13 protein-coding genes and 1 pseudogene are annotated in these 14,287 nt (G+C 75.4%); 12 read left to right on the top strand and 2 right to left on the bottom strand.

Annotated elements, in window-relative coordinates; translation table 11 throughout:
• Positions 1–59 precede the first annotated feature (59 nt).
• A complete protein-coding gene (gene manA / locus ACFXDE_RS35215) occupies positions 60–1,259 on the bottom strand; it encodes a mannose-6-phosphate isomerase, class I (protein WP_380498525.1) in 1,200 nt (399 codons plus the stop codon).
• A 350-nt stretch (positions 1,260–1,609) separates the two neighbouring features.
• Here manA and ACFXDE_RS35210 point away from each other — a divergent pair, with 350 nt between their 5' ends.
• Positions 1,610–2,374: a polyprenol monophosphomannose synthase gene (locus tag ACFXDE_RS35210; RefSeq protein WP_380441690.1), complete on the top strand. Its 765-nt coding sequence runs from the start codon at positions 1,610–1,612 to the stop codon at positions 2,372–2,374.
• Between the two features lie 94 nt (positions 2,375–2,468).
• On the opposite strand, the gene ACFXDE_RS35205 is transcribed toward ACFXDE_RS35210, so the two are convergent.
• Positions 2,469–2,870 carry a winged helix-turn-helix transcriptional regulator gene (locus tag ACFXDE_RS35205; RefSeq protein ID WP_380498524.1) on the bottom strand — a complete coding sequence of 134 codons (402 nt, stop codon included), beginning with the start codon at positions 2,868–2,870 and terminating at the stop codon, positions 2,469–2,471.
• A 107-nt stretch (positions 2,871–2,977) separates the two neighbouring features.
• Between ACFXDE_RS35205 and ACFXDE_RS35200 the strand changes: the two genes are divergently transcribed.
• From ACFXDE_RS35200 to ACFXDE_RS35150, 11 genes and pseudogenes are all read left to right on the top strand, one after another.
• The gene (locus tag ACFXDE_RS35200; protein WP_380498523.1) at positions 2,978–3,613 is read left to right on the top strand and encodes an FMN-dependent NADH-azoreductase; all 636 of its coding nucleotides are present in this window, start codon (positions 2,978–2,980) and stop codon (positions 3,611–3,613) included.
• A 149-nt stretch (positions 3,614–3,762) separates the two neighbouring features.
• Positions 3,763–4,698, top strand: a complete 936-nt coding sequence (locus ACFXDE_RS35195) for an MBL fold metallo-hydrolase (RefSeq protein ID WP_380498522.1) — start codon at positions 3,763–3,765, stop codon at positions 4,696–4,698.
• A gap of 16 nt (positions 4,699–4,714) precedes the next feature.
• Positions 4,715–5,302, top strand: a complete 588-nt coding sequence (locus ACFXDE_RS35190) for a molybdenum cofactor guanylyltransferase (protein ID WP_380498521.1) — start codon at positions 4,715–4,717, stop codon at positions 5,300–5,302.
• Between the two features lie 111 nt (positions 5,303–5,413).
• A pseudogene (locus tag ACFXDE_RS35185) lies at positions 5,414–5,711 on the top strand (DUF6457 domain-containing protein); the annotation flags it as partial.
• A gap of 50 nt (positions 5,712–5,761) precedes the next feature.
• Positions 5,762–6,943, top strand: coding sequence for a molybdopterin molybdotransferase MoeA (locus ACFXDE_RS35180; RefSeq protein WP_380498526.1), 1,182 nt, complete (start codon positions 5,762–5,764; stop codon positions 6,941–6,943).
• Between the two features lie 25 nt (positions 6,944–6,968).
• On the top strand, positions 6,969–8,015 hold the full coding sequence (locus tag ACFXDE_RS35175) for a potassium channel family protein (protein WP_380441680.1): 1,047 nt from the start codon (positions 6,969–6,971) through the stop codon (positions 8,013–8,015).
• 47 nt (positions 8,016–8,062) lie between these two features.
• Positions 8,063–9,040, top strand: coding sequence for an NAD(P)H-quinone oxidoreductase (locus tag ACFXDE_RS35170; protein ID WP_380441679.1), 978 nt, complete (start codon positions 8,063–8,065; stop codon positions 9,038–9,040).
• A 137-nt stretch (positions 9,041–9,177) separates the two neighbouring features.
• A complete protein-coding gene (locus ACFXDE_RS35165) occupies positions 9,178–9,831 on the top strand; it encodes a hypothetical protein (protein ID WP_380498520.1) in 654 nt (217 codons plus the stop codon).
• A 265-nt stretch (positions 9,832–10,096) separates the two neighbouring features.
• Complete coding sequence (locus ACFXDE_RS35160) at positions 10,097–10,672, top strand: bacterial proteasome activator family protein (RefSeq protein WP_359970521.1); 576 nt, start codon at positions 10,097–10,099, stop codon at positions 10,670–10,672.
• A gap of 300 nt (positions 10,673–10,972) precedes the next feature.
• Positions 10,973–12,382 (top strand): protein kinase, encoded by a 1,410-nt coding sequence (locus ACFXDE_RS35155; protein WP_380498519.1) that lies wholly within the window; start codon positions 10,973–10,975, stop codon positions 12,380–12,382.
• 111 nt (positions 12,383–12,493) lie between these two features.
• The gene (locus ACFXDE_RS35150) at positions 12,494–14,260 is read left to right on the top strand and encodes a protein kinase (RefSeq protein WP_380498518.1); all 1,767 of its coding nucleotides are present in this window, start codon (positions 12,494–12,496) and stop codon (positions 14,258–14,260) included.
• The last annotated feature ends 27 nt before the right edge of the window (positions 14,261–14,287 follow it).

Below are 14,287 nucleotides of genomic sequence, written 5' to 3'. Positions count from 1 at the left end.
GCTCACGGGTGCGCACCCGTGAGCCGCCCCCGGCCCTTCGCGTTCGGCGGTCGCCGTCCTCAGATCGTCACGGTGGCCCGGAAGAGGGTGGTGGCCGTGCCGGAGAGGCGGGTGGGGGTGCCGGTGGCGGGGAGGAAGGCGGACTCGCCGCGGGAGAGGTCGAGGACGGTGCCGTCGGGGCCGGTGAGGCGGGCGGTGCCGGCGGTGCAGAGCAGGATCTGCGGGGTGCGGCCGTCGATCTCGCGGTCGGTGCCGTCCAGCCGGAAGCGGGAGAGGCGGAACTCGTCGATCGGGACGGGGTAGAGCTCCTCGCCCGGGGTGCCGTCCACCGGGGTGGGGTGGAGGACGTCGGGGGCGCCGGCCTCGAAGACGACCACCTTCATGAGCTCGGGCACGTCGATGTGCTTGGGCGTGAGGCCCGCGCGCAGCACGTTGTCGGAGTTGGCCTGGAGCTCGACGCAGACGCCGTGCAGGTAGGCGTGCGGCACGCCGGCGCCCAGGTAGAGGGCCTCGCCCGGGTGCAGCCGGAAGTGGTTGAGCAGCAGGCCGGCGATCAGGCCGCGGTCGCCGGGGAAGTCGCGGGTGATCCGGGCGTACGCCGCGTAGGGGCCCTGCGGGTCCTCCTTGGCGGCGAGGTCCACCTGCGCGGCGGCCTGCCGGACGGCGTCGGCGGCGGTCGCGTCGTCCATGGTGAGGATCGCGGCCAGCGCTCGGCGCAGCGCCTCGGGCTCGTCCCCGGCGCTCAGCAGCTCGATGACCGGGGCGAGCGCGGGCACCGCCAGGCCGGCCAGCAGCGCGGCCGCCTCGGCGGCCGGGCGGAAGCCGCACAGGCCCTCGAACTCGTCGAGCGCGCAGATGAGTTCGGGCTTGTGGTTGGCGTCGCGGTAGTTCCGCCGGGGGGCGTCCAGCGGGATGCCGAGGGCGTTCTCGGCGGCGAAGCCGGCCCGGGCCTGGTCGAGCGTGGGGTGGGCCTGGATGGAGATCGGGATGCCGGCCGCGAGGATCTTGAGCAGGAACGGCAGGGTGGGCCCGAAGCGCGCGACGGTCGCGGTGCCGAGCTCGCCCTCGGGGTCCGCGGCGATCAGCTCGTCCAGCGGGCGAGGCCCCGCGCCCCGGTCCGTGCGGGAGGGGTCGCCGGGGTGGGCGCCCATCCACAGTTCGGCCTGCGGCTCGCCGGTGGGGTCCTGCCCGAGGAGTTCGGGGAGGGCGGTGGCCGATCCCCAGGCGTACGGGCGGATGGTGTTGACGAGCCTGTCCATGCGCGCGGTCCTACTCCTTCGCTGCGGTGGCGGGGTGTGCCGGATCGGCGGCCAGCGGATCGTCCTCGGCGGGCCGGGCGGGCGGTCCGGGCCGGGGCGAGGCATCGACCCTAGCCGACGCGCGTCACGTGAGGGGAAACGGCGGGCGTCCGGTGCGAGTGCCGTGGTCGCGGCGGCGATCGGGCCGGGGTCCGGCAGGTGCGGTAGTAGGATGCCAGGACCCAGTTGTTTCCACCGTGCGCAGCAGTTTCCGCCGCGGAACCCCTCGGCGGGCCGCCGACGGGAGCGGCGTTCCGGAGTGCGGGCGCGACGGTGACCGGCACTCCCGCCATTGGCCGAGAGGTTTGTACGTGACCGTGAACCAGCCGCGTTTTGCTGATCTCGGCAAGGTGCTGGTGATCATTCCGACGTTCAACGAGGCGGAGAACGTCGAGCGGATCGTCGGACGGGTCCGCACCTCGGTGCCCGAGGCGCACGTCCTGGTGGCCGACGACAACAGCCCCGACGGCACCGGTGAGCTCGCCGACAAGCTGGCCGCCGAGGACCAGCACGTGCACGTCCTGCACCGCAAGGGCAAGGAGGGCCTGGGCGCGGCCTACCTCGCGGGCTTCCGCTGGGGCATCGACAACGGCTACGACGTCCTGGTCGAGATGGACGCGGACGGCTCGCACCAGCCCGAGGAGCTCGACCGGCTGCTCGCCGCGCTGCGCGGCGCCGACCTGGTGCTCGGCTCCCGCTGGGTGCCCGGCGGCCGGGTGGTGAACTGGCCGAAGTCGCGCCTGCTGCTCTCCCGCGGCGGCTCCACCTACTCGCGCCTGATGCTGGGCGTGCCGATCCGCGACGTCACCGGCGGCTACCGCGCCTTCCGCAAGGAGACGCTGCTCGGCCTGGGCATGGACGAGGTGGCCTCGGCCGGCTACTGCTTCCAGGTCGACCTGGCCTGGCGCACGGTGAAGGCCGGCTTCAAGGTCGCCGAGGTGCCGATCACCTTCGTCGAGCGCGAGCTGGGCGCGTCCAAGATGAGCCGCAGCATCGTGATCGAGGCGCTCTGGCGGGTGACCTCGTGGGGCATCGCGGACCGGGTGGCCCGGCTGCGGGGCGCGAAGCGGCGCTGAACCCCTGACGTTCCGGGCGAAGGGCCCGCCGGCTGTGTGAACAGCGGGCGGGCCCTTCGTCGTGTCCGCGGTCGTGCGCGGGTCGGGCCGACTCTCAGCAGCCGCCCTTGAGGGCGCTCTCCGGGAGGTACTGGTCGGCCCAGACGGCCAGCTCGTCGAGCGCGGGGCGCAGGGCCGCGCCCGCGTCGGTGAGGCGGTAGCTCACGCGCAGCGGCGGGCCCGCGTCGACCTCGCGCAGGACCAGGCCGGCCTCGGTCAGCTCGGTGAGGCGGTCGGAGAGCATGCGCTCGCTGATGCCGGGGACGGCGCGGCGCAGCTCGGAGAAGTAGGCGGGGCCGCCGTGGTTGAGCACGCCCACGAGCAGGCCCGTCCAGCGCTTGCCGAGCAGCGTGAACACCCGGGTGAGGGCCAGCTCGACGTTGAAGCAGGTGCGCTGTTCGGCGCACGCGTCGGAGGCGGCCGGTTGGCGGTCGGTCACTACCTCGTGCTCGGACATGGCTCCAGCGTACCTGACCGATCCCTAGTGACTGCAGAAAAGTAAGCTGCTACGGTAGTTGCAGCTGCGGGGGAAAAGGCAGCTACTTATCCGATGGAGGTACCGTCATGCCCACCCTGCTCCACATCGACTCGTCCGCCGTCGCCGACGGCTCCGTCTCCCGCGAGGTCTCGGCGGCGTTCCGGGCCGCCTGGCAGGCCCAGCACCCCGAGGGCACGGTGGTCTACCGCGACCTCGCCGCCGATCCGGTCCCGCACCTCGACGTGCACGGGATCTCGGCGACCTTCGTCCCCGCCGGGGGCCGCACCGCCGAGCAGGACGCCGCGCTCGCCCTGCGCGAGGAGCTGATGACCGAGCTGGAGCAGGCCGACGCGATCGTCATCGGCAGCCCGATGTACAACTTCACGATCCCGTCCACCCTCAAGGCCTGGCTCGACCAGGTCATCCTGATGGGCCGCACCGCCGGAGAGACGCCCTCCGCCAAGGGCACCCCGGTCACCGTGGTCGCCGCCCGCGGCGGCTCCTACGCGCCCGGCGCGCCGCGCGAGCCGTACGAGTTCGTCACCACCTACCTGGAGAAGGTGCTGACCGGGATGCTCGGGCTGGAGGTCGACTTCATCGTCCCCGAGTTCACCCTGGCTCCGAAGGTGCCGGCGATGGCCGACTTCGTGCAGAACGCAGCCGACTCCAAGGCCCGCGCGCTGGAGGACGCCGCCCGCAGGGCCAAGGAGCTCGCCGCCTGAGGCCCGGCCCGGCCGCCGACGTGACCCTCGCCGGAAGGCGCGCCCGCACGGGCGCGCCTTCCGCGTATTCGGGCGCCCGTTCTCCCATGCTGTAGGGCGCAGACCGGTGGGGCGCAGAGAGCCCGGCCGCCGACCAGAGGGAGCAACCCGTGACGTCGTCCCCGCCCGAGGAGAGCGCCGACGCGGACCGCGCGGAGACCGGGGAACAGCCCGTCCGGCCGCTGGAGATCGACGTCTTCACCGGCCCCGAGTCGGCCTTCTTCGCCACCTCCACCCTGATCCTCGGCGAGCGGACCGCGATCCTGGTCGACGCCCAGCTCACCCGCAGCGCCGGACGCGAACTCGCCGAGTGGGTGGCCGGCAAGGGGCGGCGCCTGCTCGCCATCGTCGTCACCCACCACCACCCGGACCACTACTTCGGCGCCGAGGAGGTGCTGAAGCTCTTCCCCGAGGCCCAACTGCTCGCCGCACCGGCGGTCGTCGACGGCATCCACCGCACCGTCGCCGCCAAGGTCGCCCAGTGGAAGCCCGTGTACGGCGACGACATCCCCGACCACCCGCTGATCCCGGCCCCGCTGCTGCCGCAGCCGCTGATGCTCGACCGCCAGGTGATCCCCGTGCTCATGCTCGGGCAGGGCGACTGCGGCGACTCCACCGTCGTCCACGTGCCCAGCATCCGCACCGTGATCGCCGGGGACTTCGTCTACAACGGCACCCACGTGTGGACCGCCGACACCACCCCCGCGCAGCGCGTCACCTGGGGACACAACCTCGGACGCATCGCCGACCTCGACGTCGACCGGGTGATCGCCGGGCACCGGGCGCCCGACCAGGGCCACGACGCGACCCGGGTGCTCGCCTTCACCGGCGAGTACCTGCAGGACTTCGACCGGCTGCTGGCCGAGCACCCGGACGACGCGGAGGCGCTGGTCACGGCGGTGAACGAGCGGTACGGGGAGCTGACGCTGCCGGTCGTCCTGGAGCTGGGCGCGGCGGCGAACGTCGCGCGGGCGGGCGAGGAGTCGCCGGACGGGGACGACGATGTGGTGGAGGGCGAGGAGGACGAGGAGGACGCGGCCGGGTAGGGCGGATACTGGCGGCATGACGCCGTACGACGTGATCGTTCCGGCGGGCGGGGCCGCCCGGCGCCTCGGCAGGGCCGACAAACCCGGGCTGACCGTCGGCGAGACCACCCTGCTCGACCGGGTGCTCGCCGCCTGCACCGGAGCCCGCACCACCGTCGTGGTCGGCCCGGACCGCCCCACCACCCGCACCGGCGTCCGCTGGACCCGCGAGCAGCCGCCCGGCGGCGGGCCGGTCGCCGCCGTCGCGGCCGGGCTCGACCTGGTCGACGCCGCGACGGTGCTGCTGCTCGCCGCCGACCTGCCGTTCCTCGACCGGCGCACGGTCGAGCGGCTCGTCACCGCCCTCGAAGACGCGCAACCGGCGGTCGAGGCGGCCGTCCTGGTGGACGCCGGCGGCCGCGACCAGCCCCTCGCCGCCGCCTACCGCACCGCCGCCCTGCGCAGTGCCCTGGCCGCCCTCGGCGACCCGTCCGGCCTCCCGCTGCGTCGCCTCACCGGCGGCCTGGGACGGCTGCTGGTCGCGGACACGGACAACGTGGCGTACGACTGCGACACGTGGGAGGACCTGGAACGGGCCCGCGAGTGGGACCGGGACGGGAGGTAGGGGGAGCAGAGGGCCGTGCGGCGGGTGCTGCGGACGGGTGCTCACCAGGCGGCGGGCGGGGTCGTGAGGGAAACGACGCGCCCCGCACACCGGGGGAACATCCCGGGGAAACCGCCGATCAGGCAGCATGGGGCGCATGGAGCGCACGCTGGATGACTGGATCGCGGAGGTCCGCGCCGAACTCGGGATCGACCTGGACGTCGATGTCCGTGGCCTGCTGGACCTCACCCGGGTGGTCGCGCACGGGGTGGCCAGGCCGGCCGCGCCGCTGACCGCCTTTCTGATCGGGTACGCGGCCGCCCAGCAGGGCGGCGGCCCCGAGGCCGTCGCCGAGGCGGCCCGCCGCACCGCCGTGCTCGCCGAGCGCTGGAGCGCGCCGGACGGGCCGGACGGGCCGGGCCGGCCGTGACGGCCGTCGAGGAGACCGCCGTGACCGCGCCCCCGGCCGGGCCCGGCACCATGGCCTGGCCACTGGCCCGCGAGACCGCCCGCCGGGCCGGGTTGCGCCCGCTGCCGCCGGTCGTGCTGCCGCTCGCCGCCGCCCTCGGCCACACGCTCGCCGAGCCGCTGGCCGCCCTCACCGACCTGCCCGCCTTCGACACCTCCGCCATGGACGGCTGGGCGGTCGCCGGCCCCGGCCCCTGGCGGGTCGCCGGGCGGCTGCTGGCCGGGCGGGCCGCCGTCGCGCCGCTGGCCGACGGCACCGCCGTCGAGATCGCCACCGGCGCCCAACTGCCGCCCGGTGCCACCGCCGTGCTGCGCCGCGAGCACGGCTCGACGGACGGCGCGCTGCTGCGGGACTGCGGTCCCCGGCCGACGACCACCGGCCAGGACGTCCGTCCGCGCGGCCAGGAGTGCCGCCGGGGCGAGGCCTTGCTGCCCGGCGGCACCCCCGTCGACGCGGCGGTGCTCGGCCTCGCCGCCGCCTGCGGCCACGACCGGCTCCCGGTCCGCCGCCGCCCGGTCGTCGAACTCCTCGTCCTCGGTGACGAGTTGGTCGCGTCCGGGGTGCCGGGGCCCGGTCTCGTCCGGGACGCGCTCGGACCGATGCTGGCGCCGTGGCTGCGGGCGTGCGGTGCCGAGGTGGCCGAAGTCCGCTCCGTCCGGGACGACTTCGGGCTGCTGCGGGACGCGCTCCGGCACTCCACCGCCGACGTCGTCGTCACCACCGGCGGCACCGCGGCCGGCCCGGTCGACTTCCTGCACCGCGCGCTCGACGAGGTCGGCGCCCGGCTGCTGGTCGACGGCGTCGCCGTCCGCCCCGGCCACCCGATGCTGCTCGCCGAACTTCCACCGGGCGGGCTCCCGGGCGAACTCCCCGGCGGTCGCCACCTGGTGGGCCTGCCGGGCAACCCGCTGGCCGCCGTCGCCGGCACCGTCACGCTCGCGCTGCCGCTGCTGCACGCCCGCAGCGGCCGGCCCGCCGACGGCCCGGCCCCCGCGCCCGCCGCCGTCCCGCTGGCCGGGCACCCGACGGACACCCGGCTGCTGCCCGTCCGGCGCACCGCCGACGGCGTCGTCCCGCTCGCCTTCGACGGGCCCGCCATGCTGCGCGGCCTGGCCCGGGCCGAGGCGCTCGCCGTCGTCCCGCCGGGCGGTGCGCGGGCCGGCGACCTCGTCGAGCTGCTGGAGGCTCCGTGAGCGGGCGAACCGAGGAGGGGCGCGCATGAGCAAGCTCCTGCGCGGGCCCGCGCCGGGCACCGAGCCGTGGGCGGACGCCGGGATCGTGCTGCCCGCCCGGCGCAGCGCGCCCGCCGTCCGGCAGGTCGGCTCGCGGCTGCTGCTCGCGCTCGCCGTCCTGGTCGCCACCACGGTGATCGTCTACCTCGACCGGGACGGCTACAACGACAACGCCGGCGGCGGGCTCGACTTCCTCGACTCCGCGTACTACGCGACCGTGACGCTCTCGACCACCGGGTACGGCGACATCACGCCGTACAGCTCGGGCGCCCGGCTCACCAACATCCTGGTGATCACCCCGCTGCGCGTGCTGTTCCTGATCATCCTGGTCGGCACCACGCTAGAGGTGCTCACCGAACGCACCCGCCAGCAGTGGCGGTTGAACCGCTGGAGGTCCACCGTGCGCGAGCACACCGTCGTGATCGGGTACGGCACGAAGGGCCGCAGCGCCGTCGACACGCTGCTCGGGCAGGGCGTGAAGAAGGACGAGATCGTCGTCGTCGACCCGCAGCGCAAGGTGATCGAACACGCCTCCCAGCACGGGCTCGTCGGCGTCGTCGGCGACGCCACCCGCACCGACACCCTGCTGCGCGCGGCGCTGCCGACGGCCGCCCGGGTCGTCGTCGCGCCCGAGCGGGACGACACCGCCGTCCTGGTCACGCTGACGGCGCGCCAGCTCAACAAGGCCGCCACCGTGGTCGCGGCCGTCCGCGAGGACGAGAACGCGCCGCTGCTGCGCCAGAGCGGCGCGGACGTCGTCGTCACCAGCTCCAGTTCGGCCGGCCGGCTGCTCGGGCTGTCCATGCTCAGCCCGCACGCCGGGGCGGTCATGGAGGACCTGCTCACCTACGGCAACGGCCTGGACGTCGTCGAGCGGCCGGTCACCCGGGCCGAGGCCGGGCACAGCCCGCGCGCGTGCGAGGACCTCGTGGTGGCGGTGGTCCGCGGCCGGCGGGTGATCAACTACACCGAGCCGGAGGCCGCCGTGCTCCAGCTCACCGACCGGGTGATCGTCATCAAGTCGGCGGGGTGACGCAGCCGTTGCCCCGGGCCGGGGGCGGCGCGCAGTAGGTTCGGGGCATGCATGCGATGACGATTCCCGTACCCGGTGGTCCCGAGGCGCTCGTCTGGGCGGAGGTGCCGGACCCGGTGCCCGGTGAGGGCGAGGTGCTGGTCGACGTGGTGGCCACCGCCGTCAACCGGGCCGACCTGCTCCAGCGGCAGGGCTTCTACAACCCGCCGCCCGGCTCCCCGGTGTACCCGGGGCTCGAATGCGCCGGGCGGATCGCCGCCCTCGGGCCGGGCGTGTCCGGCTGGGCCGTCGGCGACGAGGTGTGCGCGCTGCTGGCCGGCGGCGGCTACGCGCAGCGCGTCGCGGTGCCGACCGGGCAGCTGCTGCCGCTGCCGAAGGGGCTCGGCTTCGAGGAGGCCGCGGCGCTGCCCGAGGTGGCCTGCACGGTGTGGTCCAACGTCTTCCTCACCGCGCACCTGCGGCCCGGCGAGACCGTGCTGGTGCACGGCGGCGCCAGCGGCATCGGGACGATGGCGATCCAGCTGGCCAAGGCCGTCGGCGCCCGGGTGGCGGTCACGGCCGGCAGCGCCGGGAAGCTCGCGCGGTGCGCCGAGCTCGGGGCGGACATCGTGATCGACTACCGGGAGCAGGACTTCGTCGAGGCGCTCCGGGAGGCCACCGACGGGGCCGGGGCGGACGTGATCCTCGACATCATGGGCGCCAAGTACCTGCAGCGGAACGTCGACGCGCTCGCCGTCAACGGACGGCTGGTGATCATCGGGCTGCAGGGCGGGGTGAAGGGGGAGCTGGACCTCAACACGCTGCTGCGCAAGCGCGGCGCGGTCGTCGCCACCAACCTGCGCGGGCGGCCGCTGGCCGAGAAGGCGGCGATCGTGGCGGCGGTGCGGGAGCACGTGTGGCCGCTGGTCGAGTCGGGCGTGGTCAAGCCGGTCGTCGACCGGGTGCTGCCGCTGACGGAGGCCGGGGCGGCGCACGGGGTGCTGGAGCGGGGGGAGCAGGTGGGCAAGGTCGTGCTGCGGGCCTGAGGCCTTGCGGGTGCGGCGGCACCGGCGCCCGCGGGGCGTCCGAAATGCCCTGATTGCCGGAGTGTGTGAGGCTGGTCCGGAGCTGTCCCGCCGCCGACCCCGCCCCGCGCGGTCGGCCGTCGGAAGGACCTCCGACCGTGGCCGCACCAACGCACGCGCACCTCGGGCCGCTGCCCGCCGCTCCCTCCCGCCGCCCCGCCCGGGCCCGCCGGCTGGCCGCGGCGGCCGTGCTCGGGCTGGTCCTGCCGCTGGCCGCCGCGACGGTGGCCGTCGCCGCCCCCGGACCGGGGGCGGCGACCTCGGCGGAGGCCGCGGACCGGGCCGACGGCGCGGACCGGTCGGACGGGCCGGACGGGTCCGGCTGGTCCGGGGGCGCCGTCCCGTCCGCCGCGCCGCCGGAGCGTGCGGCCACCCACTCCCGCCCGGACGACTGGGACCCGCGCGCCCACCGCCACCGGCCCGCCGCGCCGGAGCAGGCGCCGGACACATCGCCGCAGCAGCCGCCGGACCAGGCGCCCGACCAGGCGTCCGACGGGGCCGTCGAGCAGGTCCCGGACCAGTCCGCCGAACAGGCTCCCGGGGCCGCCGACGCCGACGCCCCGGACACCCCGGCCGACGACGCGGCCCCGGACACCGCCGCGACGGCCGCCACGCAGGCCATCGCCGCCCCCACCGTGATCCCGGCCCGCTGGGGCGACGCCTCCACCCTGCAGCTCCCCCTCGGCGCCGGCCTGGGCCTCATCGGCTGCGGCCTCGGCCTGGTCGGCCTGCGTCTGCGCAGGGGCTGGTAACCGCCCGACGGGAGACGGGCGGCGGGGCGGGGCGGCCGTGCGCGCGGGTTCGGATCCGGCGGAGGAGGGTCGGTGCGGCGCGGGTGGGTGTGGGGGAGGTTGTGTGCGGGGTTGCGGTGGATCGGGGGGTGCTGCGGCGGTGCGGCGCGCGAGAACTGAGTATCCGTACGGATTCCCGAGGGGCCGGCCGGGGCGTACCGTCGGGACCGGCCGTGCGGGCCGGGGGCTTCCGCCCGACCAACCCCAGTGAGAGAGAATGTTGTTCATGACGAATCCGATGAACGAGAGCTCGTCGCAGGACGGCCAGAAGGTGCTGATCCTCGGACCGGACGGGATGCCGGTGGGCCAGGGGTTCGCGGGCCCGGCGGGGGACGACGAGGGCGAGGGGCCGCGCGAGCTCCCGGTGACCGAGATGGTCGAGCAGCCCGCCAAGGTCATGCGGATCGGCAGCATGATCAAGCAGCTGCTGGAGGAGGTCCGGGCGGCGCCCCTCGACGAGGCCAGCCGGGCGCGGCTGAAGGACATCCACGCGAGCTCCATCAAGGAGCTGGAACTGGGCCTGGCTCCCGAGCTGGTCGCCGAGCTGGAGCGGCTTTCGCTGCCGTTCACCGAGGACTCCATCCCGACCGAGGCGGAGCTGCGGATCGCGCAGGCCCAGCTGGTCGGCTGGCTGGAGGGGCTGTTCCACGGGATCCAGACCGCGCTGTTCGCGCAGCAGATGGCCGCGCGGGCGCAGCTGGAGCAGATGCGCCGGGCGCTGCCGCCCGGTCTGCACGGCGGCGAGCCGGACGAGGACGAGCCCGGCCAGGGCCGCGGGATCCGCTCCGGCCCCTACCTGTAGGCCCACCCGCGGCCCGCGGCCCCACCCGCGGCCCGCGCCCGCACGGCGCACCCGCCGGTCGTACCGGGACGGCCCGCCGCCGGGCGGGCTACCGGCGGGTAGCCACCGGGCCGATCCCCGCGGAGCGGCCCTGGACCGATCACCGTCGGCGGGAGCCGATACCCTGGCCCCCTGTCGCAGGCCGGTGCAGCCGCCGCGGCAGGGGGCCGGGCCGGCCGACGGGCCCGGACCGCAGCACGTACGGACGAGACCGAACGTCACGGTCGCGGCGGTGACGCCCGCGCCGAGGGGGAGCAGCAGATGAGCGAGCACGGCAACGCGGCGGTCGAGGGCTACTCCCTGGGCAACGGCCGCTACGTGTTGCAGCGGCTGCTGGGCGAGGGCGGCATGGCATCCGTGCACCTCGCGTTCGACAGCGTGCTGGGCCGCCAGGTCGCGCTGAAGAGCATGCACAGCGAGCTGGGCCGGGACGACTCGTTCAAGGAGCGGTTCCGCCGCGAGGCGCAGGCGGTGGCCCGCCTGGAGCACCCGAACATCGTCACGGTGTACGACAGCGGCGAGGACGTCGCCCCCGACGGCTCCAGCACGCCGTACATCGTCATGCAGCTGATCGACGGCAAGGGCCTGCGCGAGACGATCAACGAGGCCGTCGCGCAGTACGGCGCGATGCCGACCGAGGAGGCCCTGCGGGTCACCATCGGCGTGCTGAACGCGCTGGAGGCCTCGCACGACATGGGTCTCGTGCACCGCGACATCAAGCCCGGCAACGTCATGTTCGACCGCAAGGGCAACGTCAAGGTCATGGACTTCGGCATCGCCCGGGCGCTGGAATCCGGCGTCACGTCGATGACCCAGACCGGCATGGTGGTCGGCACCCCGCAGTACCTGTCGCCCGAGCAGGCCCTCGGCAAGCCGGTCGACGCCCGCTCCGACCTGTACTCGGTCGGCGTGATGCTCTTCGAGATGCTCACCGGCCAGCTGGTCTTCGACGGCGACTCGGCGTTCTCGATCGCCTACAAGCACGTGCAGGAGGAGCCGCCGGCGCCGTCCACGATGAACCCGTCGCTCCCGCCGGCGGTGGACGCGTTCGTGGCCCAGGCGCTGCGCAAGGACCCGGCGCACCGCTTCGCGAGCGCCGAGGCCATGCGGGACGAGGCGGAGCGGCTGATCGCCGAGCTCAAGGGCGGCGGCGGGCACTCGCTGCAGGCGAGCACGCCGCTGGTGATCAACGAGGGCCCGCGCTCGGTGCACGCCGCGCCGCAGAACCCGGCCACGCCGCACCCGCAGTACCTCCAGCAGGGCGGTGCGCCGCAGCAGCCGCAGTACCAGACGCCGCCGCCGGCCTACCAGACCCCGCGTCCGCAGGCCCCGCAGACGCCGCACCCCTTCCCGCAGCAGCAGCCGCAGTACCAGACCCCGCCGCCGGCGTACCAGACGCCGCAGCCGTTCCAGCGGCCCGCGCACACCCCGCCGCCGCAGCCCGTGCCGCCGTACCGGCCGAACCCGGCCCCGGCGGCCGGCGGGGGCGGCTGCTCGACGGCGGCCGTGGTCATCATGATCATCATCGGTGTGCTCGTCCTGGCGGGCATCATCATCGCGATCGTGATCAACAAGGCGAAGAACAACACCCACAGCACCACGTACGGCAGTGCCGCGCCGTCCGCCGTGGTGCTGGTGCTGGACGCCCCGGAGCGCTCCGGCCTGCTCTGACCGGTCGCGGCCGGATCGGGCGTGTCACGGCGCGCGCCGGAGGCGGTAGCGTTCGGGGATACGAAAGCGACAGGGCACCGCGATCCGAGCGAACGCCCGGGGCGAGGAGCGATGGCACAGACGCAGCATCCGGACGACGACGAGGGCGCCCGGGCGGCCGGCCGGACCGGCGGGGCCCCGCAGCCGAGCGCGCCCGGGAGCGACGCCGCGACCAGCGCGTTCCCGCCGGTGCCGCCCGGCGGCCCGCAGACCCCCGGGCGCGGCACCGCCGCCCCCCTGGGCACGGTCGGTGACGGCCGCTACCGGATGACCCACCGGCTCGGCCGCGGCGGCATGGCCGAGGTCTTCGCCGCCGAGGACATCCGGCTCGGCCGGACCGTCGCGGTCAAGCTGCTGCGCGGCGAGCTCGCCCAGGACGACATCGCCCGGGCGCGGTTCACCCGCGAGGCGCACGCCGTCGCGGCCCTCAACCACCACTCGATCGTCTCGGTCTACGACACGGGCGAGGAGTACTTCGGCGACGAGTCCACCCCGTACATCGTGATGGAGCTGGTCGAGGGCCGGACCGTCCGCGAACTGCTGGTGGACGAGGCCGCGCCGCCGGTCGACCAGGCGCTGATCATCATCGCCGGGGTGCTGGAGGCGCTCGCCTACAGCCACCGGCACGGCATCGTGCACCGCGACATCAAGCCCGCCAACGTGATCATCACGACCACCGGCGCGGTCAAGGTGATGGACTTCGGCATCGCCCGCGCGCTGACCGGCGGGGCCACCACCATGACCCAGACCGGCATGGTGATGGGCACCCCGCAGTACCTGTCGCCCGAGCAGGCCCTCGGCAAGCCGGTCGACCACCGCTCCGACCTCTACGCGGCCGGCTGCATGCTCTACGAGCTGCTGACGCTGCGCCCGCCGTTCACCGGCGACACCCCGCTCTCGGTGGTCTACCAGCACGTCCAGGACCCGCCGGTGCCGCCCTCGCAGGCCAACAGCCGGGTGCCGGTCGGCCTCGACGGGATCGTGCTGCGCTCGCTCGCGAAGAACCCGGACGACCGCTTCCAGGACGCCGACGAGTTCCGCGCGCACGTCCAGCACGCGCTGCGCGAGATGCACGGCGCGGCCGGGGCCGGCTGGGCCGGCGCCACGGCCGGGCTGCCCGCGGCGCCCGGCGACACCGGCGCCACGCAGGTGATCCGGCCGGACCAGACGGCGGCCACCGCGGCCTTCGGCGCGATCGGCGCGGGCGACGCGACCTCGGTGCTGCCGTACCACGGCGGCCGGCCGCCCGCGGGCCCGCACACCCCGTCCTCGCCCTACCAGGGCCCTGGCGGCCCCTACGACGACGGCCACGACGGCGGGGACGACGACGGGTACGGGCGGCGGCGCGGGCCGTGGGGCTGGGTGGCCGGCATCGCGGCCGTCCTGGTCGCGGCCGGCGTCGGCATCGCGCTCGCGCTCAGCGGCGGGGGCGGTGGCGGCGGTGGCGGCGGCACCAACCTCGGTCCCAGCACGCCCGCCCCGGCGGTGAGCAGCACCGACGCCACCACGCCGCCCGCGAGCGGCAGCCAGAGCCCGCCGGCCTCCAACACGAACAGCCGGAAGCCCTCGCAGCCGACCGACAACGGCAACTACGGCGGCGGCAACGGCGGCACCAACATGTCGCCGCAGCCGACGAACAAGCACACGCAGAGCCAGACGCCGACGCCGACCGGGACGCACTCCCCGACCGCCTCCTCGTCGGCGTCCAGCACCCCGACGACGGCGCCGTCGACGCCGAGCGGCGGCGGCAGCACGCCGACCGGCGCGAACCCGGGGACCAGCCAGCCGGCGCCGCCGACGGGCAAGCCCCCGATCACGCCGCCGCCGACGCTCGGCTGATCGGGGGCTGAACCGGCTTCCGGCCGG

This window comes from Kitasatospora sp. NPDC059408 (genome assembly GCF_042751525.1).
Classification (GTDB): domain Bacteria; phylum Actinomycetota; class Actinomycetes; order Streptomycetales; family Streptomycetaceae; genus Kitasatospora.
This window is presented reverse-complemented; position numbering and strand designations above follow the sequence as displayed.